This is a genomic window from Pseudomonas sp. UMAB-08, assembly GCF_900095225.1.
Taxonomy (GTDB): domain Bacteria; phylum Pseudomonadota; class Gammaproteobacteria; order Pseudomonadales; family Pseudomonadaceae; genus Aquipseudomonas.
Genome location: NZ_LT607434.1, coordinates 41,711 through 63,161 on the forward strand (window position 1 = coordinate 41,711; position 21,451 = coordinate 63,161).

Below are 21,451 nucleotides of genomic sequence, written 5' to 3' on the forward strand. Positions count from 1 at the left end.
CTCAATACACATCCCGTCGATAACGCCCCTGCTCGACTAAACGCGCGACCTCTAGCGTCCCCAGCACGTCGACCAGTACATCTTCGACCCCCATCGCCATGCCTTGCAGGCTGCCGCAGATATAAATAACCGCGCCTTCAGCCAGCCACTTGCGCAACTCATCCGCGGATTCACGCAAACGGTCCTGCACATAGATTTTATCGACCTGATCGCGAGAAAACGCCAGGTCCAGTCGTGCCAGATCGCCTGTCGCCAACCAACTTTGCACCTCCTCCCGACAATGAAAGTCATGGGCGATGTTGCGCTCGCCAAACAACAACCAGTTGCGTTGCTGTCCTTGGGCAATGCGCGCTTTAAGCAAACTGCGCAACCCCGCCAGACCTGTGCCATTGCCCAGCAGGATCATCGGCACCGGCTCGCGTGGCAGATGAAAGCTGCTGTTTCGTCTGAGACGCAGACTGATGGACGCGCCGAGCGTGGCCTGTTCAGTCAACCAGCCGGAACCCAGCCCAAGGCTGCCGTCTGCATGCACTTCCTGACGGACGATGAGCTGCAGGCTGCCGTCCGCCGGAATCGACGCGATGGAATATTCGCGTACGACAGCACTGTCAGGCGGCAGCACTTCGACCAGATCGCCTGCGTCCCATGCCTGCGCAGTCGGCGGCGTCAGACTCAGCAGAAACACCTTCGAGCCTCCACTGCCGGGGTTCAGCCACTCGCGTTGGCTCAAGGTCCAACGGCTGAACGCCGGTGCCTGCCAAGCCATCGACGGCGCGCTACCGGTCAATTCCCCGAGCTGCCGTTGCCACTGCTGCAGCGCAACGCTGTCGGCACTGTCGACCTCAATCGGCGCGAACAGCGTGTTGCCACCGCGCTCGGCCAGCCAGCCGTGCAAGCGTTTGGCGAAGCCGCAGAAATTCTGATACTGGCGGTCGCCCAGCGCCAGCACCGCGTAGTTCAGGTTAGTCAGCGACAAGGGCTGGCCGAGCAACGTGCGCTCGAAGCCTCGGGCACTGTCGGGCGCCTCACCGTCACCAAAAGTACTCACGACGAACAAGGCGTTGTGGCTTTGCTTCAAATCCTGCGCCGAGATGTCCGCCAAGCGCTGCACACGCACCGGCAACCCCGTCGCCTGTAGCTGCCCGGCTGTCTGCCACGCCAACTGTTCAGCGAAACCGCTTTGGCTGGCGAAGCCGATCAGCCAGGCAGGCGCGTCGCTGGCCGTGCCGACATTTCGCATCAGCTGGCCACGCGCAGTTTTGATCTGGCGTTTCTTGCGCCGACGGTCCAGGTACAACAACCACCCGGTGATAAAAAACAGCGGCATCATCAGCGATGCAACCGTCATCACAACGCGCCCGACGATCCCGAAATAACTGCCGACGTGCAGCGCATAATTGCTGATCAACACCTGAGCGGAGAGGCTCTTGTCGGCATAGCGGGACACCGCGCCGACCTTGCCCGTGGCCGGGTCCAGGGTGATCTGGTTCAGGGCTCGCGGGTGCGGCGAATCCTTGAGCAGGTAATAAACCGTCGCTGCCTGACCCGCCACAGGGGGCAGTCGCAGGTTCCAGCTGCTCAGTTCAGGGCCTGCGACGCTTTGAATACTGGTCCACACCGCAGGGTAGTCAACCGTCGGCAACGGACCTTCTGCTACCGGCTGTCCACGGCCTGGACGACCGCCGCCTCCCTTGCGCTGCTCGCCAGCGGGCGCGTCGCCCAGCAGTTTAGTCACACCGTTGCTGTACCAGTCGTAAGACCACATCAGGCCCGTCAGCGCTGACACCAGATAGAACACCAGGCACCACGTGCCAAAAACCGAGTGCAAATCCCATTTGAAACCACGGCCTTTTTTCGCCCAGTCCAGGGTCAACCAGATGCGCCAGTTCAAGGCTCTGCGCGGCCAACGCATATAGAGGCCAGACAAACAGAAGAACACCAGAATCAAGGTGCTGGCAGCGGTGATCTGCTTACCGAACTCGCCCAACACCAGAGTACGGTGCAGTTGCAGATTCAGACCAAAAAAATCCTGCCCGAAGACCTCTCCCTGCAATTGGCCGGTGTAGGGATCGAAGTAATTCAGCTCACCACGACGCTCCCCCGGCGGCGGCGTAAACGCCACCCGTGCGGCCTTGTCACTGTCGGCATCGACCCACAGCGAAGCGACCACCTTGCCCGTCTGAGCCTCAAGTTTGCTGACCAGTTCAACCGGCGATAAAACCCCTGAGGCGCGTTGTTCCACGCGCAACACATTCGGGTTGAGCACCTCCAATAGCTCGTCCTGAAACGAGCTGATCGCCCCCGATACGCCCATCAAGGCCAGGACCAGTCCGGCGCTGATACCAAAGAACCAGTGCACCTGAAACAGGATTTTTTTCAACACCTTGGCTTACCTCACTCAACCGCTACGGCGCATCACGCGCCCAAGCAGCATGCATTCTCGATTGCACAGGCAAACGCCCGGATCACGTAAATGAACCGGGCGTTGAAGGCCATCGCTTAGAAGTGGAAGTTGACACCCATCAGCGCGGTACGACCGGCGGCAACGTGCGCGTAGTGGGTCTGGAACACTTGATCGAAATAACGCTTGTCGGTCAGGTTCTGCACGTTGAGTTGCAAGTCGACGTTCTTGGTCAGGCGATAGGTCGCCATCGCGTCATAGCGCCAGTAGGACGGGACCTCCACCGAGTTGGCTTCGTTGCCGAAACGCGAATCGACGAAGGTGGCTCCAGCGCCAAGGGTCAGTTTCGGCATCACGTCATAGGTCGACCACAGGTTGAAGCTGTTACGCGGGGTGCTCGGCATGTGATTGCCCTGGTCCGCCGCAAGGGTGGTTTTGACCAGTTCGCTTTCCATGTAGGTGTAGCCGCCGAAGACCTTCCAGTTATGGGTAATGTTGCCCGCGTATGTGAACTCGAAACCATCGACGCGCTGTTCGCCATCCAGGACCTGAACGGTCGCGTTATCCGGGTCGTTGATGCGGGCGTTGGTTTTTTCGGTGCGGAACAGCGCAGCGGTTAACGACAGGTCATCGTTAAAGAAGTCCCACTTGGTGCCCACCTCATAGCTGCGGTTCTTTTCTGGCTCGAGATCGGCGTTGTTGGCGGCTATTTCCAGGCCACCGTTACCGCTGGTTTCACCCGCCGGGTTACTGGAGGTGGACCATGCCGCGTAAACGCTGCCGTTAGGCAGTGGCTTGAAGACCAGGCCAACCTGGTAGTTCAGCAGCCCGCTGGTTTTCTGCCGGGAAAAGGTGCCGGCGGACGTGGTGCGCCCGGCAGTCGCATACCCGCTGGACTCAACGTCGTAGTGGTCATAGCGCAGGCCGAGGTTGAGCGACCATTGTTCGTCGAACTTCAGGGTATCGAACACATACGCAGCGCTGGTTTTAGTGTCGGTGTCGGTGAACGCCTGACTGTCCGTGATGGTGCCGTTCCACGCGTCACCGGGCGTCGGGTTGTACAGGCTGGTGCAATCGCCGGACGCCAGCAACCCCGAAGAGCATGTCGATGCAATGGTGCCGCCGCGGGCGTTGAGCACGTTGTAGTTGCGGTTGTGGGTGTCCTGATAGCTGAACTCCAGCCCGGTCACCAGGCTGTGTTCGATGAAACCACTGTTGAACTTGGCGCTCAGGTCCGTCTGGTTGACGAAGCCGCTGGAGGTCGAGTTACGGCTTTTGGCCGAGCGCGAGACGGTTCCGTTGGCCACGTTGCCACGGCTGTCGTCCGGGTTAGTGACGATGTAATCCAGGGTCGAGCGCGACATGCGGAAGCTGTTGGACACCGTCAGGTTGTCGTTCAGGTCGTGCTCGATCCTGATCGTACCGCTGTCGTTGGTGCTTTTACGGTAATCGCGATCGGTCAGGCCGTAGAAGTTGTCCTTGCTGACGCTCGCGGGTTTGTCGACGTTGTATTTGCTGCGGGCGGTGCCGCTATTGGTCAACGGGATGCCGTAGTCCGGTATGTCATTGGTGTCCAAGTGATAGTAGTCAACCATCACCCGGGTATCGGTACCTAAACCGAAAGCGAAGGATGGCGCAACGCCCCAACGGCTGACGTCCACAGCATCACGGCCGGCGACATTGGCCTCGTGCTTCATCAGGTTCAGGCGGAACGCTGAGGTGTCGGTCATCTGCTGGTTGATGTCCAGCGTATAGCGTTGGGTCTGGTCGGAGCCAAAGGTGTATCCGCCGTTATAGGCGTCACCCAAGTGAGCGCCCTTAGTGATCAGGTTCAAGCTGCCACCGGTAGAACCCGCGCCAGTGAACGCAGAGCCCGGACCCTTGCTGACTTCCACCGACTCGATGTTGAAGATTTCGCGGCTTTGCGCGGCGATGTCGCGCATACCGTCGATAAATACATCGCTCTCGGCGTTGAAGCCACGAATGATCGGCCGGTCGGCGTTGGGATTACCGCCCTCGCCTGCGCCAAAGGTGATGCCCGGCGTAGTGCGCAATGCATCGGCCAGGCTGGTGGCCCCGGTGTCGCGAATGACTTGCTGCGGGATCACGGTGACGCTCTTCGGCGTCTCGCGCAGTGGGGCGGTGTATTTCTTCGACGCGGAGTCGTCAGCTTTGTAAGCCGTGTCTGTCTGCTCGCCAGTGATACGGGTTGCACCCAGAGCAACGGCCTTGTCCTCAGTGCTTTCAGCCGCCTGGGCCATGTGGCTCGCGGACATCGCCGCGATGGCCACGCCGACCGCTGAAGCCAGTGAACGCGACGAGTTGGCAGAAGATTTTAATTGTTGGCACGACATGGTGAGTTCCTTCCCCAAGGAGTTAAGGCGGAGGAATATAGTGCAAACAGGTATTACTATCAATTGAGATAGATTATTATTCGCAATCTTTCTTCCTACAGGTTCTGCGGCATGCTCCTACACATTCCCGGCTTATTTTCTCGCGAAGAGGTGCTGCGCATCCGCAAGGCTCTGGAGCAGGCTGACTGGGCAGACGGTAAGGTCACCGCTGGTTATCAATCGGCCAAGGCCAAGCACAACTTGCAACTGCCCGAAGGCCATCCGCTGGCAATCGAGATCGGTTCCGCCCTGCTGGATCGCTTATGGGGCAACCCGTTATTCATGTCGGCGGCCCTTCCGCGCAAGGTATTTACCCCGCTGCTTAACTGCTACACCGCCGGTGGCAGCTTTGATTTCCATATCGATAACGCCGTGCGCCAAACCAAGGGCAGCCCTGAGCGAGTGCGTACCGATTTGTCGTCCACCTTGTTTTTCAGCGACCCGGATGAATACGACGGCGGCGAGCTGGAGATTCAGGACACCTATGGCACGCGCCAGATCAAACTGCCCGCTGGCGATCTCCTGCTCTACCCCAGTACCAGCCTGCACAAAGTCAATGCGGTGACTCGCGGCGCGCGTTACGCCTCGTTCTTCTGGACGCAAAGCCTGGTTCGTGAAGACAGCCAGCGCGCCCTGCTGTTTGAAATGGACAACGCGATTCAGCAACTGACCCAGGACGTGCCCGATCATCCTTCACTGATCCAGTTGACCGGTACCTACCACAACCTGCTACGCCGTTGGGTCGAGGTGTGAACCATGACCTTCTCCCTGCTACGTGAAGAAACTGTCGACGGCGACCAGCTCAGCGCGATGCTGGGGCAAAACCCGGTACGCGCCGCACAAGCGATCCTCAGCGCGGCGAAAGCCAATTTCGTCGACGCTCAGGCGTTGTTGGGACAGATTCTGCTCGACGGCAACGGCATAGAACGCGACCCGAAACTGGCGATGGTCTGGTTTCAGATTGCGGCCAATAGAGGTCACACCCAGGCGCAGAACATGCTGGGGCGCTGCCATGAACATGGCTGGGGTTGTGTCGCCGATCCGCAGAAAGCAGCAACGCACTATCAAATGGCGGCAAATGCCGGGCTGGACTGGGGACTCTACAACTTTGCCAACCTGCTCGCGACCGGTCGCGGCATGACTAGGGATCAACACCGGGCACTGGCGTGTTACCGCAAAGCAGCCTACATGGGGCACGCCAAATCCATGAACCTGTTGGGACGGTATCTGGAAGAAGGTGAGTTTTGCGAGGCCGACGCGCAGGCTGCGTTCGACTGGTATCGCCGCTCGGCAGAGGGCGGGGATTTCCGTGGGCAGTTCAGCTATGCCGCAGTGCTGGCCGATCAAGGGCGGATTGAGGAGGCGCAGAACTGGTTCACTGCTGCATTGGCCGGAGGAAGTTTGAACTTCCTCCGGGTGAGCGCCAAGGCCTTGTTGCAGGCTGAGCATCCAACGCTGCGGGCATTGGCCAGCGACTACCACCGGCACGCCGCAGTACTGGAAGATGAGTCCGAGCGTCTCGACCTCAACAGCCTTTAACTCAAGGCCCGCGCCCTCCAACTCATCCCGTTGGCGGGCTCACGTTAATACCATGCTTAGCTCTGCCATGCCTTACGAAGGGTATGCAGGTAGGTACCGAGAGCTTTCGCTTGGATCGCAAATCGCTCGGCACGTTGAGTCACCACTTCGGCGCTGTTGGGAAGATTGCTGTTCACGAATGTAGAAAGCGCCTGTCCAATTTTAGTGATTTCCTGTACGTACCTCGCTTTATGATTATCGAGCCCCCCTACGGTAGTGAGTTGCTGGATTCGCGTGGAAGACGTCTCGATCTGATCCTCCAGATCGAGTACTTTTTTGCGCCGCCCTTTCAGCCGCTCCTGTACCACGCTTCTGGCTTCAATCATGTGGGTGTAATTGACGCCATCGCTGGCCAAATCCAGAATATTTTTAACCCCTGTAATACCTGCCTGAATTGAGCCAAGCGCCGGGTTTTTCGGATCAATTTTCGTCAGCTCCTGAAGGCTCTCAACCAAGGGTTTCAATTTATCGGAAAACGTGAGTTTCTCCATATCATCGAGCGCAGCCTTTAACAGTTCTGCAGTAGCTTCAAGTGCAGCGATCGCACCCACTTCAACCGTGAGCAGGTTTTTAGTGGCCTCGATCGATTGTTCTAATTCCAGCATCTGGTCGTTATTATCGCTCAGCATAACGGCATTCAGGTTTGTCACGCGGTCATCCAGGTCGCTCGCGTACTGTTTAACGGCCGACACGCTCTGATCCATCAGCCCAGACAATTCATTAGTGTATTCCTCGATAGCAGCCTTGATCTCCTCGGCCGGTACTTCCTTGCTAAGTTTTTCAATAGACGTGAAGAGGACACCCATCCCCTCACTCTCTAACCTGACGGGCACTCCGGTAAGTACATTCAACGTGTACTCATCCGTAAGGCTGATCTCTTTACGCAATGCCTGAAGCTTTTCCTTCAAAACAGGAAGATAAATATTGCCCAGCGCGATGACATGATGATCAATCTCAGCCCTGCTGACGCGGACAACTTCCAGGTCGGGTTGAGAAAGCTGATAAGGTGTATCTAACATATGAACAGTCATGGATTTCTCTATTGGATAGTGGATAAAAAACGGTGAAGCGATGGCCGCTACAAAAAACTTTAATACAACACCACTTAACGCTCAGCCGTCACATTATTAAAGGCTGTCAGTAAGTCCTGCGCCTGTTTCCGTATACTGACCCAGCTTGAAATAATGCTCTCGAGGCGGGTCACGAAAATCACCAGGTAGGTGGCGTCGGTAATACCTTCCAACTTCCGATATGAGGAGTCGATGTACCCCTGAACCAGCCCCCACATGCTCTCAAGATTGGATGCACTACCTGAAGCGCCCTCGATTCGTATTTTCAAATCCTGAAGACTGGTTTCGAAACCGATAAGAGAGCTCAGCAAACCGTTGCGTGCCGAAATCTGCTGCTCCAGCGCTTGCTTTTGAGTTATTAATTGATCTTTCTCTGTCAACGTTGCCGCCGCTTTGGCCCCATAAATCGACGCGCTGATTGCCAGACCAATCGGCCCCCACCAAGCCCCCAGCCACTTATAGGTAGAGTACGACTCGTAGGTGGCAAGCTTTTCGGCAATCTGCGTGTTGATGATGTCGACCTCTGCCGTAAGCCTGGCTATTTCTTTGTCATTTCCGTTACTGGCACACAACGCAATCTTTAAACCCACTGCCGGGGCGATGACGTCTTTCAAAATATCTTTGAAATCGGAAATTTTTACATTCACGTCGGAGGTGGTTTTACTGTGATGCTGGAGGGCGGTTCTCAAATCACTGACCAGAGCCAGCAAGGTCGGCATTTTTTTCTTGTCACCCTCGCCCAGGCTCACTTCAGGAAGTTTATTGATCTCTTCGGGCGTCAGATCACCGACCATACCGGTCGCAGACTTGTAACCTTCCAGGCCTTTGACAAAGGCCGTTATTGCACCACCGCTGCTTTCCAGGTCTTCCGAAAAAACGATCAGACTGGCGCCAACGGTTTTCATACCCGTTTCAATAGTCGACCAGGATTCAGCGTGTTTTTTTATGCCTTGATAGATAACTTGCATATCACTTGGTTCAAGACCCGGGATATCAATTTTTTCATAGCCCAATAGCTGCTGGACCTGAGCAAGCTCTGCGGGAAGTTCAAGACCCGATTCGACGTATCTTTTTATCCGCCGGACATCTTCGTTAGTCACCAACAGTCCGGGAGACCGAATCACTTCTGGATGACTGCTGGAAGCTAAAGCCATAAAACGTTCGCTGGCCAAGCCTACGTCTTCAGCGGACACTTCCGCTGTACTTGAATTGAGCATAATCGAATCCTTGATTACTGGGTGATGGCGCTTTTAAACGCTCAGCCAAAAAGTAGCAGAGCACACACCCAATAAACAGTTAACGGAATCGACACACGCTGTAGGAATATAACGCCACACATTGACTACTTTCTAATCCGCACAAAAAAGGCCCATGATCGCTCATGGGCCTTTTGCGTTACGCGCTCAGCAATTACACGTAGTAAGACTTCAATGGCGGAAAGCCATTGAACTCAACTGCACTGTAGCTGGTGGTGTACGCGCCGGTGGACAACCAGTACAGGCGGTCGCCGATGGCCAGGTTCAGTGGCAGGCCATACTTGTAGTTCTCGTACATGATGTCGGCGCTGTCGCAGGTTGGGCCCGCGATGACCACTTCTTCCATCTCGCCTTTCTTCTCGGTCCAGATCGGAAACTTGATGGCTTCGTCCATGGTTTCGATCAGGCCGGAGAATTTGCCCACGTCCGTGTAAACCCATCGCTCTACGGCGGTACGCGATTTACGTGCAACCAGTACCACTTCGCTGACCAGGATACCGGCGTTGGCAATCAACGAACGGCCTGGCTCAAGAATGATTTCCGGCAAATCGTCGCCGAAGTCTTCCTTGAGGAAGCGGATGATTTCTTCAGCGTAGGTTTCCAGGCTGTTGGTACGGGTGATGTAGTTGGCCGGGAAGCCGCCACCCATGTTGATCAGTTTGAGAACGATGCCGTCTTCTTCTTTCAAACGCTCGAAGATCACTTTGACCTTGGCGATCGCTGCGTCCCACACACTGATGTCACGCTGCTGCGAACCTACGTGGAACGAGATGCCGTAAGGCACCAGGCCCAGTTCACGCGCGAGGATCAGCAGGTCCATGGCCATGTCGGTCTGGCAACCGAACTTGCGGGACAATGGCCAGTCAGCGGTGGTCGAGCCTTCGGTGAGGATACGCACATAGACTTTCGAACCCGGCGCGGCCTTGGCAATGTTGCGCAGGTCGGCTTCAGAGTCGGTGGCATACAGACGCACGCCCTTCTCGTAGAAGTAGCGAATGTCTTTGGATTTCTTGATGGTGTTGCCGTAGCTGATCAGGTCCGGGCCAACGCCCTGATTCATAACCTTGTCCAGCTCGTAGATCGAAGCGATATCGAAGTTCGAACCCTTGCTTTTGAGCAGGTCGATGATTTCCACCGCCGGGTTGGCTTTGACCGCGTAGTAGATCTTGGCGAAATCGAAGCCTGCGCGCAGGTCGTCGTAGGCCTTGCTGATCATCTGAGTATCGATGACCACGAACGGGGTTTCATGCTTGTCGGCGAACGCCTTCATTTTGTTGAAGGTTTCGCGCTCAAAATAGTCTTCGACCTGGATCGGCATGCTGGGAACTCCTACTGGCAAACTAAATTAATCAATGGGTGCAAATGAACGTCCTCCGTGTGTATCCCCACTTTGGTTCGCCTACTTCCCAAGGCATGTCCGCCGAAAGCAAAAAAGGTCAACCGGGCCCTGCGGGCGTCTGGGTGACCTTGCTGTCTCGTCGTCAGTACTTGAGCCGGATGGATCGTTTCCAGCATGGACGTTCGGCGCGAACTTTAGGACTTGAGACGCTTGAGATCAACAAAAAATGTCGCGTTTTTGCACACGTCCGTCGCCGGACGATGATCACTGACTTATGTAACGGACCGATGTGACAGCCTGATGTTCCCTGAACGGGGATTTTCAGGGAAACCGAATCGCTCAAAATCGCGGGCAAGCGCGATCCGTTGCAGGAGCGCGCTTGCCCGCGATGGCATCAGATCAGACTGCCGCTGCCTGCTCCACCAACTCCGCAGGCGAGGTGATGCTGGTTTTGCCGCCCTTCGAACGGCCCGAGCTCAGGTACTCGGCAATCGACTCTTGGGTGACTTCCCCGAGGAAGACCCGCTCGGCGTCCATCACCGGCAACCATGACCGATTGAACTCGTACATGCGCGACAGCAGGATCCGCAAGTGTTCGTCGAACGCGGCGGTAGCATTGAATTCGCGCAGGTACTGTGCGCAGGTGCCTTGCTGACGGTGCAGGTCGCGGCGGCGGACATAGCCCAGACCTTTGTTATCCGCATCGGTGACGACCACGTAGCGGCGGTCGAGTTCGTCCATCAATTCCAGCGCTTCGGCCACCGGGGTTTCCGGGCTGACGGAGGGCGCATTGTCGGCAGCGTCTTCGGCGCGGACCAACAGCAGGCGTTTGAGCGTGCTGTCCTGACCCACGAAATTGCTGACGAAATCGTCTGCAGGGTGTGCCAGCAAGGTGTCTGGATGATCGAACTGAATCAGCTTGCCGCCGCGGAAAATCGCGATCTTGTCGCCCAGCTTGATGGCTTCGTCGATGTCGTGGCTGACCATTATCACAGTCTTGTTCAGCGCCCGTTGCATCTCGAAGAACTCGTTCTGAATCATTTCGCGGTTGATCGGGTCGACCGCGCCGAAGGGTTCGTCCATCAGCAACAAGGGGGCATCGGCCGCCAGCGCACGAATCACGCCGATCCGCTGTTGCTGACCGCCGGACAACTCACGTGGGTAGCGATTCAGGTACTGTTTGGGCTCAAGCTTGATCATGCTCATCAGCTCGCGAGCGCGGTCGTGGCACTTCTGTTTGTCCCAGCCCAGCAAACGCGGAACGATGGTTATGTTTTCTTCGATGGTCATGTTCGGGAACAGACCAATCTGCTGAATCACGTAGCCGATATTGCGACGCAGGGTCACAGCATCCAGGTCGGCGGTGTCTTCACCGTTGATCAACACCTTGCCTGAGGTCGGCATGATCAGCCGGTTGATCATTTTCAGCGTGGTGCTTTTGCCGCAACCCGAGGGCCCGAGGAATACACAGATCTCGCCTTCGTTGACGGTCAAGCTCACGGAATCCACGGCGGTGACGTCTTTGCCATTGGTGTGAAACGTCTTGGTCAGGTTCTGAAGTTCGATCATTTGCTTTGGATTCATCATTTCAATAGACCTTTTGGAGTCAGCGTGCGTTGCAGCCATTGCAGAAGCAGGTCGGCGAAGATGGCCAGAAGACTGACCAGTACGGCGCCGACGATCAGCATCGACATATCGCTGCGGCTGATTGAAGCGAGAATAAGTACACCCAGACCACCGGCACCGATGGTCGCGGCGATGGTCATAACGCCAATGTTCATCACCACGGCAGTGCGCACCCCGGCGAGAATCACCGGCACGGCGATGGGCAATTCGACCATGCGCAGGCGCTGACCGAAGGTCATGCCGATGCCTTTGGCCGCTTCGCGAATGCCCGGTTCGACACCAGTGAGTGCCAGGTAGGTGTTACGCATGATCGGTAGCAGCGAGTACAGAAACACGGCGGTGATTGCCGGCATCGGCCCCAGCCCCTGACCGAACTTCGAATAGAACGGCAGCAACAAGCCGAACAGGGCAATCGAGGGCACGGTGAGCAACACCGTGGCACTGGCTTGCAGCGGACCGGCCAGTGCCGGAAAACGTGTCATTAATACGCCCAACGGGACGCCGACCACGATGGCCAGGGTCACGGCGATCCCGACCAGGGTGATGTGCTGCCAGGTCAGGTGCAGGACCAGCGGCCAGTCCAGGTGGGAGAAGGTGCTGAAGATATTCATTGCTTCTCCTTATTGTCTTGGGAGACAGGGTGCAGTGGGTGCTCGCGCAGGAAATCCGCGGCAACGACGGAGGGGCTGTCATGATCGACATCGACCCGCGCATTGAGCGCGCGCATGGTGGTGTCATCCAGCAGTTCGGCCAGCGGCTTTAGCTGCGCGGCGAGGTCCGGATGAGCGTTCAGGTATTCCTGGCGAATCACCGGTGCAGCGGTGTAGTCCGGGAAGTAATGCTTGTCGTCTTCGAGCAGCTTGAGCTGGAACGCGTTCAGGCGTCCGTCCGTGGTGTAGACCAGCCCGGCGAAGACCTGGCCGTTACGCAGCGCGGTATAGACCAGCCCGGCATCCATCTGGCGGATGCTCTCGCGGTTCAGGTTCATGTCGTATTGCTTGACCATCCCAATCAAGCCATCGGAACGGTTGGCGAACTCGGTGTCCAGCGCAACGATGTGTTTGTCTTTCACCTCGTCTTTCAGGACGCTGCTCAGGTCGCTGATGGTGTTGATCTGCGGATACTGGTCAGCGATTTTTTTCGGCAACGCCAACGCGTAGGTGTTGCTGAATTTCGACGGCGAGAGCCATACCAGCCCCTTCTTCGCGTCCAGCGTTTTGACCCGTTCAAAGGTCTGCGCGCTATCGAGCTTTTCGTCGACATGGTTGTAATTCACCAGGGACACCCCGGTGTACTCCCAGATCAAATCCAGTTGCCCGCTTTCTTGCGCGCTGCGCGCCAGATTGCTACCCAGGCCACCGGTCACTCGAACGTCGTAGCCCTTGGTGCGCAAATACTGCGCGGTGAGTTCCGCGAGGATTGTTTGCTCGGTGAACACTCGGGCACCGATGCGGATTACCGGCTTTTCAGCCGCGTGGGCAAATCCCGAGAGCAGCAAGGCAAAGCCTATAAATAAGCATGATCTTTTCATTGGAATTCCTTTCAATCAGCGGGTCAGACCGCGTTCCAGCCAGAGTCGGCTCGCCAGTGTCACCACGCCATCAAGCAGCAGTGCGAGCAAGGCGGTACACGCTGCGCCGAGCAGCAGCTGCGGCTGATTGTTCAAGGCGATGCCGGGGAAAATCAGACTGCCCAGGCTGTTGGCGCCAATCAGAAAGGCCAACGGGGCCGTCCCGACATTGATCGCCAAGGCCACCCGCACACCGCCAATGATGATAGGTACGGCATTCGGCAACTCGACACGCAGCAGCACTTGGGTGGGTGTCATGCCGATGCCGACGGCGGCTTCCTTGAGTGAACCCTGAACATTTTTCAGGCCTTCATAGGTGTTGCGCACGATAGGCAACAATGAGGCGAGGAACAGGGCGAAGATGGCCGGTCCGCTGCCAATCCCGAGAATCCCAAGGGCAATGGCCAGCACGGCGAGAGGTGGGACGGTGTTACCAATATTGAAGATCTGCATGAAACGTTCGGCGCGGCCAACCATGTTCGGTCGGCTGAGGGCAATGCCAGCCGGGATTCCGACTACCAGGGCCGCCAACATTGAAACCATCACTAGAATCAGATGGGCTTGCAGATAGAACAACAGATCGTCTTGGTACTGTTCGATGGTACTGATGCCGATCCAGTGGATCAGCAGGGCCAGAAATGCGATGACAACCGCACCTCCCAATAGCCCCTTGCCATAGCGATTAGCCACAGGCGGACTCCTTATTTCAGTCGGCAAACGCGTTGCAAGGCCGGCCAATACTGGCAGCACACAAACGTTCGCGAAGAGCAGCGGGTGGGTCGCCGGTAAGGGTTTAACCTCGGCGAAAACACAAGCCATAAGCGCAGCTTCGTCAAGCTAACTTGCTGAATTTTCAGCCCCTGACGTTGGCTGTAACAGGGGAGTGGACGTCTCCACAGCCTGAAAGGTTCCCACGAAAGACACTATTTCGCCACCTTTGATCGACTGAGCGGTTCGGTTATTGCATCAATTTGGGCTATAATCGGCGTCCTTTTTTGAATCACCTGCCAGGCGATTTCCCATGACCAACCAGGCCGCCGAAGTCGCGAAACGCCGCACTTTCGCCATTATTTCCCACCCGGATGCGGGTAAGACCACCATCACTGAAAAGTTGCTGTTGATGGGTAAGGCCATTGCTATCGCCGGCACGGTGAAGTCACGTAAATCCGACCGCCACGCGACGTCCGACTGGATGGAGATGGAGAAACAGCGCGGGATTTCCATCACCACATCGGTCATGCAGTTCCCGTATCGCGATCACATGATCAACCTGCTCGACACCCCGGGCCACGAAGACTTCTCCGAAGACACCTACCGCACCCTGACGGCAGTGGACTCGGCATTGATGGTGCTCGATGGTGGTAAAGGCGTCGAACCACGGACCATTGCGTTGATGGATGTCTGCCGTTTGCGCGACACCCCTATCATCAGCTTTATCAACAAACTCGACCGCGACATCCGCGACCCGATCGAACTGCTCGACGAAATCGAAGCCGTCCTGAAGATCAAGGCCGCGCCGATCACCTGGCCCATCGGCTGCTACCGCGACTTCAAGGGCGTGTACCACCTGGCCGACGACTACATCATTGTCTACACCGCCGGTCACGGTCATGAGCGTACCGACGTCAAGATCATCGAAAAACTTGATTCGGATGAAGCCCGCGCCCACTTGGGTGATGAGTACAAACGCTTCGTCGATCAACTGGAACTGGTGCAGGGCGCCTGCCACACGTTCAATCAGCAGGAGTTCCTCGACGGCCAGTTGACCCCGGTGTTCTTCGGTACCGCGCTGGGTAACTTCGGTGTCGATCACGTACTGGACGCAGTTGTGAACTGGGCACCCAAGCCGTTGGCCCGGGTTGCCAACGAGCGCACGGTAGAACCGAACGAAGAAAAATTCAGCGGCTTCGTGTTCAAGATTCAAGCGAACATGGACCCTAAGCACCGTGACCGTATCGCTTTCATGCGTATCTGTTCGGGCCGCTATGACAAAGGCATGAAGATGCGCCACGTGCGTCTGGGTAAAGAAGTGCGGATCGGCGACGCGCTGACGTTCTTCTCTTCCGAGCGTGAACAACTGGAAGAAGCCTACGCTGGCGACATCATCGGCCTGCACAACCACGGCACGATCCAGATTGGTGACACCTTCACCGAAGGCGAGAACCTGGGCTTCACCGGTATCCCGCACTTCGCCCCGGAACTGTTCCGTCGCGTACGCCTGAAGGACCCGCTCAAGTCCAAGCAATTGCGTCAGGGCTTGCAGCAACTGGCCGAAGAAGGCGCCACGCAGGTGTTCTTCCCGACGCGCAGCAACGACATCATCCTCGGCGCCGTGGGCGTTCTGCAGTTCGATGTGGTTGCCAGCCGCCTGAAGGAAGAATACAAGGTCGAGTGCGCCTACGAACCGATCACCGTGTGGTCAGCCCGCTGGATTGAATGCAGCGACAAGAAGAAGCTCGAAGAATTCCAGATCAAGGCCGTGGAAAACCTTGCAGTCGATGGCGGCGGTCACCTGACCTACCTGGCACCGACCCGGGTCAACCTGGCCCTGATGGAAGAGCGCTGGCCTGATGTGAAATTCCGCGCAACGCGCGAGCATCACTGATAACCAGTACCCCCTATTATGCAGGCGTGAGCGGGAGACGCATGTCTCTCGATGAAAGCAGTCGTCCTTCAGGCGACTGCTTTCACGCCGCATACCCCGCCAGTTTTTTCTGAATAAAATCCAGAAAGCATTGAATACGCAGCGCCAACTGCGAATTTCGGTAATACACCGCATGGATCGGTTGCCGATGGCCGCTGTTAGCTTCCGGCAGGACAACCACCAGCCGCCCGAGGCGGATATCTTCGTGGGTCATGAAGTGGGAAAGGCAGACAATGCCCTCCCCGGCCAACGCCAACTGACGCAAGGTCTCGCCACTGGAGGCGGACATCGCGGGCTGGATCTGCAATCGATCACCCTCAGCGTGACGCAACGGCCAATGGTTCAGGCTTTCTGTCTGGGTAAAGCCGAGCAAGGCATGGCTTGCCAGCGCTTCAACCGTGGCCGGAGTGCCATGCTGTTTCAGGTAGGCGGGGCTGGCAAGAATGTTCAGCGGGCTGCTGCCCAATGAGCGCGCATGCAGCGTCGAGTCGGCCAGGGTGCCAATACGAATCGCCACATCAGTGCTTTGTTCAAGCAAGTCGATGATCAGGTCGTTGCTGTTCAGTTCCAGCAGAATGTCCGGGTACAGCCTGCGGAACTCGGCAACGTAAGGCACCACCGCATGCAGCATGAACGGCGACGCAGCATTAATCCGTAAACGCCCGGAGGGCACCTGCTGGCGCAGAGACAGCCGCTCTTCAAGCTCATCCATCTGCGCCAGAATCTGCTTGGCTTTTTCGAGGAAGAATTTGCCCTCTTCTGTCAGATCCATGCGCCGTGTGGTGCGATTGATCAGGGTGGTTTCCAGCTTCGCCTCAAGCCGCGACAAGGTCCTGCTGATGGCCGAAGGGGTTTGCCCAACTTGCTCGGCAGCAGCGGATATCGAACCGCTCTCAATCACCGAAACGAATACCTGCAACTCATCTGATCTGGCTTTCACTGTTGTCTTCCACTCAAAACAGTCTAGATATTAGCGCTGTTTTCAGCAAAAAAGATCCCTTGCGCCTGACGAGGGGGGATTGCGGACAAGCCTGCTTCTACACCGTGCGAGCGACCGCGCTTCAGAGACCAAACACCGTGGCCAGATGCTGCTCGTAACGCCCCACATCCGCCTTGATGGCCGGGACTTTCATCACGTCGACAGAGAGGAACGTCGACAGCGCTGTCAGGCCCAAAAACTCGTTGGCTTTATGGAAAGGGAAATAAACCGCGTCCACACCTTTCCCTTCGAAGAAATCGCTCGGGTCATCGAATGCTTGCTGCGGCGCGTTCCAGGTCGCGGAAATCATGTACTGCTTACCCTGCAATAGACCACCGCTGCCGTATTTCTGCGACGCGTCGGAACGGGTCCGACCGTCGTTGGCGTAAAGGCTGCCATGACCTTCGGTGAACACTTCATCGACGTACTTCTTCACGGTCCACGGCGCACCCATCCACCAGCCCGGCATCTGGTAAATGATCACATCGGCCCAGAGAAATTTGACCACTTCTTCGGCCACGTCATAGCCAGCATCGATTTGGGTTTCTTTGACATCAAACCCGGAGCGATCAAGGAAGGCCAGCGCCGCGTTGTGCAAAGTGGCGTTGTACAAACCCTCGGAGTGAGCGAATTTTTTGCCGCCGTTCAATAGCAGAATTTTTTTCATGGGTATCTCATCAGTATTCAATGGCAAGCCGCAGTGCAGACGCGCTTGATTTAGGAGGTTACAAATTGACTGACGGCAGAATACCGATGAGACCGCGAATGAATAAGCCGCAGCCGGGCAAAATACTTTTGATTTCAACGCACGAATAGCGCTCAGATTATTGCTGCAGTGTTTTTAAGCCTCAAGTGCGGGCTCCGCGTTTCTGGATACTTCAGTGTCGAGCACAGACAATTGCCCCCGACATAACCGCCCTATGGTGTCCGAGCGCGGCCTGCACCGTCTGACACCCGCGCCCCTAACCCTGGAGTTGTCATGTCTGCGCCTATTACCGTTCTTCGCGATACTCACCCACTGCCCCTGCTTGACGCCTGCAAATGGGAAAAGCTCGAAGGTGACCCGCACACCGTCAACCTCAACGCTTACACCTCCGAGGATGGCAGCAAGATCATGGGCACCTGGATCTGCACCCCAGGCAAGTGGCGAGTGGATTATGTGAAGTGGGAGTACTGCCATTTCCAGGAAGGCTACTGCATCATCACCCCTGACGGTATGGCGCCGATCCACCTGCGGGCGGGCGATATTTTTATTGTAGAGCCTGGAATGAAGGGGACGTGGGAGGTGGTTGAGACTGTGCGCAAGTATTTTGTTTTTGCTTGAACAGCTCTTTATCGATCAGCGTCGCTCATGGCGAAAGCATCGGCAGTAAATAGCTGGATCAGCAGACCGGAGAGGTCCAGCGACGGCTGAACGTGGAACGCTGGCCGCGCGAGGCGCTCGAAAATGAGTGCCTCGCACGACCCCCGAGTGCCATCGGACGCTGCCGATCACTTCCAGGCTCGGACCACCACCAACCACATCGGCTTTCAGGATTGACTTCGAGCCACAAACCACTAGCTGCGCATTCGAATGTAGCCTCATAGCGCTTCGGTTTGAGGCCCACTCCAGCCGCCCATCTCGAGTAATGCCTTCATGATCGGCGTGCGCCCCGCGAGCCTGCAATTACACCGGTTTGAAAGTGCCCATGCCGCATGGCGTCTTGCTGCTGGTGAAAGTCCCGGCGGGGCATTTTTCCTGGCATTGGATTGGTAGTCCATTGCTTGGGTCCGCGCCCGCTTTGCAATCGTTATGACCAGCCATCACCACGCCGTAACATTACTTCATGGCACCTGATTTCATGGCCCCAGGAGCCATGGTGTCAGCTGCCATAGCGCCAGCAGCTTTAGTGTCAGCGGCCATGGAGCCCGGAGCCATGGTATCAGCCGCCATGGCACCAGCCGCTTTAGTGCCCGCCGCCATAGAGCCATGAGCCATAGTATCAGCCGCCATGGCACCAGCAGCTTTGGTGCCAGCCGCCATAGCGCCAGGGGCCATACTGTCAGCCGCCATGGCGCCAGTGGCCATCGAAGAGAAAGCGAGTGCCACGGCAACGAGTTTAAGGATGTTCATGATGACTTCTCCAGAGCAATGAGGGGTAGTCCGCATGCCAGTGCCCTCGAGCACTGTACGTGCGATCCGTAAGGTAGTTCGCCGACACTCGCCATCTGGTTACAGCGATCTGGAAATATTTTTTCGAACGTTTTATCTGGTCTGCACCCTCAACCCCGGCAAGAATGTTTGCGGCTTTAGCGTAATCAACGCTCTCTGCGGCTTCGATACCCACTCGCTGCGAGATGGCCAGCGGAAGGCCGTGCTAAAAAATACTTCACCTATTGTGTAACCAGAGCGAGCGATGGACCGAACTACACATAACGAGTCGTTGCGCAGCCGCGAAATGCATCTTCAAGCGCTGTTCCTCGCAGGACTGAGCGGTGATGAAACGGCCTACCGGACGTTTCTTTCTGAATTGAGCACGCATCTACGCGGTTTTCTCAGGGCGCGGCTTCAGAGCCAGCCGGGCGAAATTGAAGATCTGCTGCAAGAGGTATTGCTGGCCGTGCATAACGGACGCCAGACATACCGAGTCGAGCAGCCTTTGACCGCCTGGGTTTTCGCCATTGCGCGCTATAAACTCACGGATCTTTTTCGGGCACGTTCGCGTCACGATGTATTCCATGATTCCATCGACGATGCGATGGAGCTGTTTGCCGAGCCACATCTAGAGCCTGAGCAGGCTAGCCGCGACCTGGACAAACTGCTTGAGCAGTTACCGGACCGTCAGCGCCTACCTATCATGCACGTGAAGCTCGAGGGGTTGTCGGTCACAGAAACAGCTCGGGTGACGGGATTGTCCGAGTCGGCGGTAAAGATTGGCGTACACCGAGGGCTCAAAGCCCTGGCGGCAAAGATCCGAGGCACACGATGAAAACTGATGATCTTGTTTCACTACTCGCCACTGGCGTCACACCGATAGACCGGTGGGCGCTTGCCAAGCGCTTCGGCATCGCCGTGCTGATTGGAATACTCGGTGCGAGTCTGCTGGTGGTTTCGACCCTGGGTATGCGCGCAGACCTCGTCCAAGTCTCGGCAACGGCAACTTTCTGGGCAAAAATCGCGTTCCCTCTAAGCTTGATTCTCGGGGCCCTGATGATGGTGACGCGCTTGGCCAGACCCGGGATGAGCAGCGGACGCGGCGGATTACTGATCAGCGCTACGGTCGCCGCGGTCTGGTTGAGCGGGTTTTATGTGCTGGCCGTCGCGGTGCCCAGCGCACGGGTCTCTATGCTACTCGGCAAAACATGGCGAGTGTGTGCGCTGAATATCATGCTGCTCTCGATCCCCGGATTCATCGCGGTGTTCTAGGTCCTGAGAGGCCTTGCCCCGACCCGTCTGGCGCTGACCGGCGCGAGTGGCGGCTTGCTCGCGGGATCGATGGCGACCCTCGCCTATTGCCTCCACTGCCCCGAGATGGAAGTGCCTTTCTGGGGTGTCTAGTACGCACTTGGCATGTTGGTACCGACTGCAATCGGCGCAGCATTGGGGCCACGCTGTCTGCGCTGGTAGACCACGCATTCGAGCTGATTGGCATAAAAAACGGACAGCTCGACGACTCGAGTTGCCCGTTATTTTTTGCGGGAGACGCTTTACTCAGCCTTGCGATACGACTCGATAATCGCCGAGAAGTCTTTGCCGCCTTCGCCGCGCAAGCTCATCGCCTGATACAGCTGTTGCGCCACCGCGCCGAGAATCACCGGCTGATGGGCAACCCGTGCGGCTTCGGTCGCCAAGCCCAAATCCTTGAGCATCAGTTCCGCCCCGAAGCCGCCGGTATAGCCACGCGAAGCTGGCGCGGTTTCGACGATGCCCGGCCATGGGTTGTAGACTTCGGAACTCCAGCAACGCCCGGTGGAGCTGTTGATGATGCCGGCCAGAACGCCGGTATCGATCCCCAGCGAATTGCCCAGGGCCATGGCTTCGGCCACGCCGATCATGGAAATCCCCAGCAGCATGTTGTTGCAGATCTTGGCGATCTGCCCGGTGCCGACGTCGCCGCAGTGGACGATATTCTTGCCCATCTGCGCCAATATCGGTTTCAGTACTTCGAAGTGTTCTGCGCTGGCGCCAACCATGAAGGTCAGGGTCCCGGCTTGCGCACCGCCCGTGCCACCGGAAACAGGGGCATCCCCCAGCACCACGCCTTGCTTGGCCGCAGTCGCCGCGACATCGCGGATGGTCTGTGGATCGATGGTGCTGCAATCCACTGCGGGCACCCCTTGGGCGATGCCGGCCAGCACGCCGTCTTCATTCAAGTACACGCTGCGCACGTGTGCGGCAGCCGGCAGCATGGTGATGACCAGCTCACTGCCCTGCGCCGCATCCTTGGGCGAGGCGCTGATGTGACCACCCAGTGCGGCGAGCTCGGCCAGTACTGTCTGGTTGAGGTCAAACAGGTTCAACTGATGACCGGCCTTGATCAAGTTGCGGGCCATGGGCGCGCCCATGTTACCGAGGCCGATAAATGCAATTTTCATAATCGTTCTCCTGTCAGGCG

At 57.1% G+C, this 21,451-nt stretch carries 18 protein-coding genes and 2 pseudogenes; 6 read left to right on the forward strand and 14 right to left on the reverse strand.

The annotated features are described in order from the left end of the window. Nucleotide 1 precedes the first annotated feature (1 nt). Both K0F75_RS23210 and K0F75_RS23215 read right to left on the reverse strand, forming a co-directional pair. Entirely contained in the window at nucleotides 2–2,383 is a 2,382-nt protein-coding gene (locus K0F75_RS23210) for a sulfite reductase flavoprotein subunit alpha (RefSeq protein WP_219064304.1), read from the reverse strand. Between the two features lie 116 nt (nucleotides 2,384–2,499). Further along, nucleotides 2,500–4,755, reverse strand: coding sequence for a TonB-dependent siderophore receptor (locus K0F75_RS23215; RefSeq protein WP_219064305.1), 2,256 nt, complete (start codon nucleotides 4,753–4,755; stop codon nucleotides 2,500–2,502). A 111-nt stretch (nucleotides 4,756–4,866) separates the two neighbouring features. Here K0F75_RS23215 and K0F75_RS23220 point away from each other — a divergent pair, with 111 nt between their 5' ends. Then, a complete protein-coding gene (locus K0F75_RS23220) occupies nucleotides 4,867–5,547 on the forward strand; it encodes a Fe2+-dependent dioxygenase (RefSeq protein ID WP_219064306.1) in 681 nt (226 codons plus the stop codon). A 3-nt stretch (nucleotides 5,548–5,550) separates the two neighbouring features. Further along, on the forward strand, nucleotides 5,551–6,333 hold the full coding sequence (locus K0F75_RS23225; RefSeq protein WP_219064307.1) for a tetratricopeptide repeat protein: 783 nt from the start codon (nucleotides 5,551–5,553) through the stop codon (nucleotides 6,331–6,333). A 56-nt stretch (nucleotides 6,334–6,389) separates the two neighbouring features. Here the strand turns inward: K0F75_RS23225 and K0F75_RS23230 are convergent, their stop codons facing one another. The 7 genes from K0F75_RS23230 to K0F75_RS23260 all read right to left on the reverse strand — a co-directional run bounded on the left by K0F75_RS23230 (nucleotide 6,390) and on the right by K0F75_RS23260 (nucleotide 13,923). After that, nucleotides 6,390–7,403 carry an alpha-xenorhabdolysin family binary toxin subunit B gene (locus tag K0F75_RS23230; RefSeq protein WP_219064308.1) on the reverse strand — a complete coding sequence of 338 codons (1,014 nt, stop codon included), beginning with the start codon at nucleotides 7,401–7,403 and terminating at the stop codon, nucleotides 6,390–6,392. A gap of 74 nt (nucleotides 7,404–7,477) precedes the next feature. Beyond that, entirely contained in the window at nucleotides 7,478–8,659 is a 1,182-nt protein-coding gene (locus K0F75_RS23235) for an alpha-xenorhabdolysin family binary toxin subunit A (RefSeq protein WP_219064309.1), read from the reverse strand. A gap of 193 nt (nucleotides 8,660–8,852) precedes the next feature. After that, on the reverse strand, nucleotides 8,853–10,016 hold the full coding sequence (locus K0F75_RS23240) for a type III PLP-dependent enzyme (protein WP_219064310.1): 1,164 nt from the start codon (nucleotides 10,014–10,016) through the stop codon (nucleotides 8,853–8,855). A 420-nt stretch (nucleotides 10,017–10,436) separates the two neighbouring features. Beyond that, nucleotides 10,437–11,606, reverse strand: a complete 1,170-nt coding sequence (locus tag K0F75_RS23245; protein ID WP_219064329.1) for a betaine/proline/choline family ABC transporter ATP-binding protein — start codon at nucleotides 11,604–11,606, stop codon at nucleotides 10,437–10,439. A gap of 14 nt (nucleotides 11,607–11,620) precedes the next feature. After that, nucleotides 11,621–12,274 (reverse strand): ABC transporter permease, encoded by a 654-nt coding sequence (locus tag K0F75_RS23250; RefSeq protein WP_219064311.1) that lies wholly within the window; start codon nucleotides 12,272–12,274, stop codon nucleotides 11,621–11,623. Continuing rightward, nucleotides 12,271–13,194 carry a glycine betaine ABC transporter substrate-binding protein gene (locus K0F75_RS23255; protein WP_219064312.1) on the reverse strand — a complete coding sequence of 308 codons (924 nt, stop codon included), beginning with the start codon at nucleotides 13,192–13,194 and terminating at the stop codon, nucleotides 12,271–12,273. The genes K0F75_RS23250 and K0F75_RS23255 overlap by 4 nt, the downstream gene beginning before the upstream one ends. A 15-nt stretch (nucleotides 13,195–13,209) precedes the next feature. After that, nucleotides 13,210–13,923, reverse strand: coding sequence for an ABC transporter permease (locus K0F75_RS23260; protein WP_219064313.1), 714 nt, complete (start codon nucleotides 13,921–13,923; stop codon nucleotides 13,210–13,212). A 331-nt stretch (nucleotides 13,924–14,254) separates the two neighbouring features. Here K0F75_RS23260 and K0F75_RS23265 point away from each other — a divergent pair, with 331 nt between their 5' ends. Then, nucleotides 14,255–15,838 (forward strand): peptide chain release factor 3, encoded by a 1,584-nt coding sequence (locus K0F75_RS23265; RefSeq protein WP_219064314.1) that lies wholly within the window; start codon nucleotides 14,255–14,257, stop codon nucleotides 15,836–15,838. Between the two features lie 82 nt (nucleotides 15,839–15,920). Here the strand turns inward: K0F75_RS23265 and K0F75_RS23270 are convergent, their stop codons facing one another. Together K0F75_RS23270 and K0F75_RS23275 are read right to left on the reverse strand one after the other, a co-directional pair. Next, nucleotides 15,921–16,817 (reverse strand): LysR family transcriptional regulator, encoded by an 897-nt coding sequence (locus tag K0F75_RS23270; protein WP_219064315.1) that lies wholly within the window; start codon nucleotides 16,815–16,817, stop codon nucleotides 15,921–15,923. Between the two features lie 121 nt (nucleotides 16,818–16,938). After that, complete coding sequence (locus tag K0F75_RS23275) at nucleotides 16,939–17,523, reverse strand: NAD(P)H-dependent oxidoreductase (protein ID WP_219064316.1); 585 nt, start codon at nucleotides 17,521–17,523, stop codon at nucleotides 16,939–16,941. Between the two features lie 312 nt (nucleotides 17,524–17,835). On the opposite strand from K0F75_RS23275, the gene K0F75_RS23280 reads away from it, so the two are divergent. Further along, on the forward strand, nucleotides 17,836–18,180 hold the full coding sequence (locus K0F75_RS23280; protein WP_219064317.1) for a cupin domain-containing protein: 345 nt from the start codon (nucleotides 17,836–17,838) through the stop codon (nucleotides 18,178–18,180). A 342-nt stretch (nucleotides 18,181–18,522) separates the two neighbouring features. Here K0F75_RS23280 and K0F75_RS26095 read toward each other — a convergent pair. Further along, nucleotides 18,523–18,675 (reverse strand): annotated as a pseudogene (locus K0F75_RS26095) (DUF2282 domain-containing protein); the annotation flags it as partial. Next, nucleotides 18,676–18,969: a hypothetical protein gene (locus K0F75_RS25970; protein ID WP_257604473.1), complete on the reverse strand. Its 294-nt coding sequence runs from the start codon at nucleotides 18,967–18,969 to the stop codon at nucleotides 18,676–18,678. It abuts the pseudogene before it with no gap. Nucleotides 18,970–19,252: 283 nt separating this feature from the next. Between K0F75_RS25970 and K0F75_RS23290 the strand changes: the two genes are divergently transcribed. Both K0F75_RS23290 and K0F75_RS23295 read left to right on the forward strand, forming a co-directional pair. Further along, nucleotides 19,253–19,825 (forward strand): sigma-70 family RNA polymerase sigma factor, encoded by a 573-nt coding sequence (locus K0F75_RS23290; RefSeq protein ID WP_219064318.1) that lies wholly within the window; start codon nucleotides 19,253–19,255, stop codon nucleotides 19,823–19,825. Beyond that, nucleotides 19,822–20,463 (forward strand): annotated as a pseudogene (locus K0F75_RS23295) (DUF1109 domain-containing protein). Before K0F75_RS23290 ends, K0F75_RS23295 begins: the two are co-directional and overlap by 4 nt. Before the next feature lie 80 nt (nucleotides 20,464–20,543). Here K0F75_RS23295 and mmsB read toward each other — a convergent pair. Further along, complete coding sequence (gene mmsB / locus K0F75_RS23300) at nucleotides 20,544–21,431, reverse strand: 3-hydroxyisobutyrate dehydrogenase (RefSeq protein ID WP_219064319.1); 888 nt, start codon at nucleotides 21,429–21,431, stop codon at nucleotides 20,544–20,546. Nucleotides 21,432–21,451 lie beyond the last annotated feature (20 nt).

Excerpts from the sequence above, each read along its gene's own strand:
- K0F75_RS23280 (WP_219064317.1), top strand. The coding sequence starts at position 17,836 with ATGTCTGCGCCTATTACCGTTCTTCGCGATACTCACCCACTGCCCCTG.
- K0F75_RS23225 (WP_219064307.1), top strand. The coding sequence starts at position 5,551 with ATGACCTTCTCCCTGCTACGTGAAGAAACTGTCGACGGCGACCAGCTC.
- K0F75_RS23230 (WP_219064308.1), bottom strand. The coding sequence starts at position 7,403 with ATGACTGTTCATATGTTAGATACACCTTATCAGCTTTCTCAACCCGAC.
- K0F75_RS23235 (WP_219064309.1), bottom strand. The coding sequence starts at position 8,659 with ATGCTCAATTCAAGTACAGCGGAAGTGTCCGCTGAAGACGTAGGCTTG.
- K0F75_RS23215 (WP_219064305.1), bottom strand. The coding sequence starts at position 4,755 with ATGTCGTGCCAACAATTAAAATCTTCTGCCAACTCGTCGCGTTCACTG.
- K0F75_RS23290 (WP_219064318.1), top strand. The coding sequence starts at position 19,253 with ATGGACCGAACTACACATAACGAGTCGTTGCGCAGCCGCGAAATGCAT.
- K0F75_RS25970 (WP_257604473.1), bottom strand. The coding sequence starts at position 18,969 with ATGAACATCCTTAAACTCGTTGCCGTGGCACTCGCTTTCTCTTCGATG.
- mmsB (WP_219064319.1), bottom strand. The coding sequence starts at position 21,431 with ATGAAAATTGCATTTATCGGCCTCGGTAACATGGGCGCGCCCATGGCC.
- K0F75_RS23255 (WP_219064312.1), bottom strand. The coding sequence starts at position 13,194 with ATGAAAAGATCATGCTTATTTATAGGCTTTGCCTTGCTGCTCTCGGGA.
- K0F75_RS23220 (WP_219064306.1), top strand. The coding sequence starts at position 4,867 with ATGCTCCTACACATTCCCGGCTTATTTTCTCGCGAAGAGGTGCTGCGC.
- K0F75_RS23265 (WP_219064314.1), top strand. The coding sequence starts at position 14,255 with ATGACCAACCAGGCCGCCGAAGTCGCGAAACGCCGCACTTTCGCCATT.
- K0F75_RS23245 (WP_219064329.1), bottom strand. The coding sequence starts at position 11,606 with ATGATCGAACTTCAGAACCTGACCAAGACGTTTCACACCAATGGCAAA.
- K0F75_RS23250 (WP_219064311.1), bottom strand. The coding sequence starts at position 12,274 with ATGAATATCTTCAGCACCTTCTCCCACCTGGACTGGCCGCTGGTCCTG.
- K0F75_RS23240 (WP_219064310.1), bottom strand. The coding sequence starts at position 10,016 with ATGCCGATCCAGGTCGAAGACTATTTTGAGCGCGAAACCTTCAACAAA.
- K0F75_RS23275 (WP_219064316.1), bottom strand. The coding sequence starts at position 17,523 with ATGAAAAAAATTCTGCTATTGAACGGCGGCAAAAAATTCGCTCACTCC.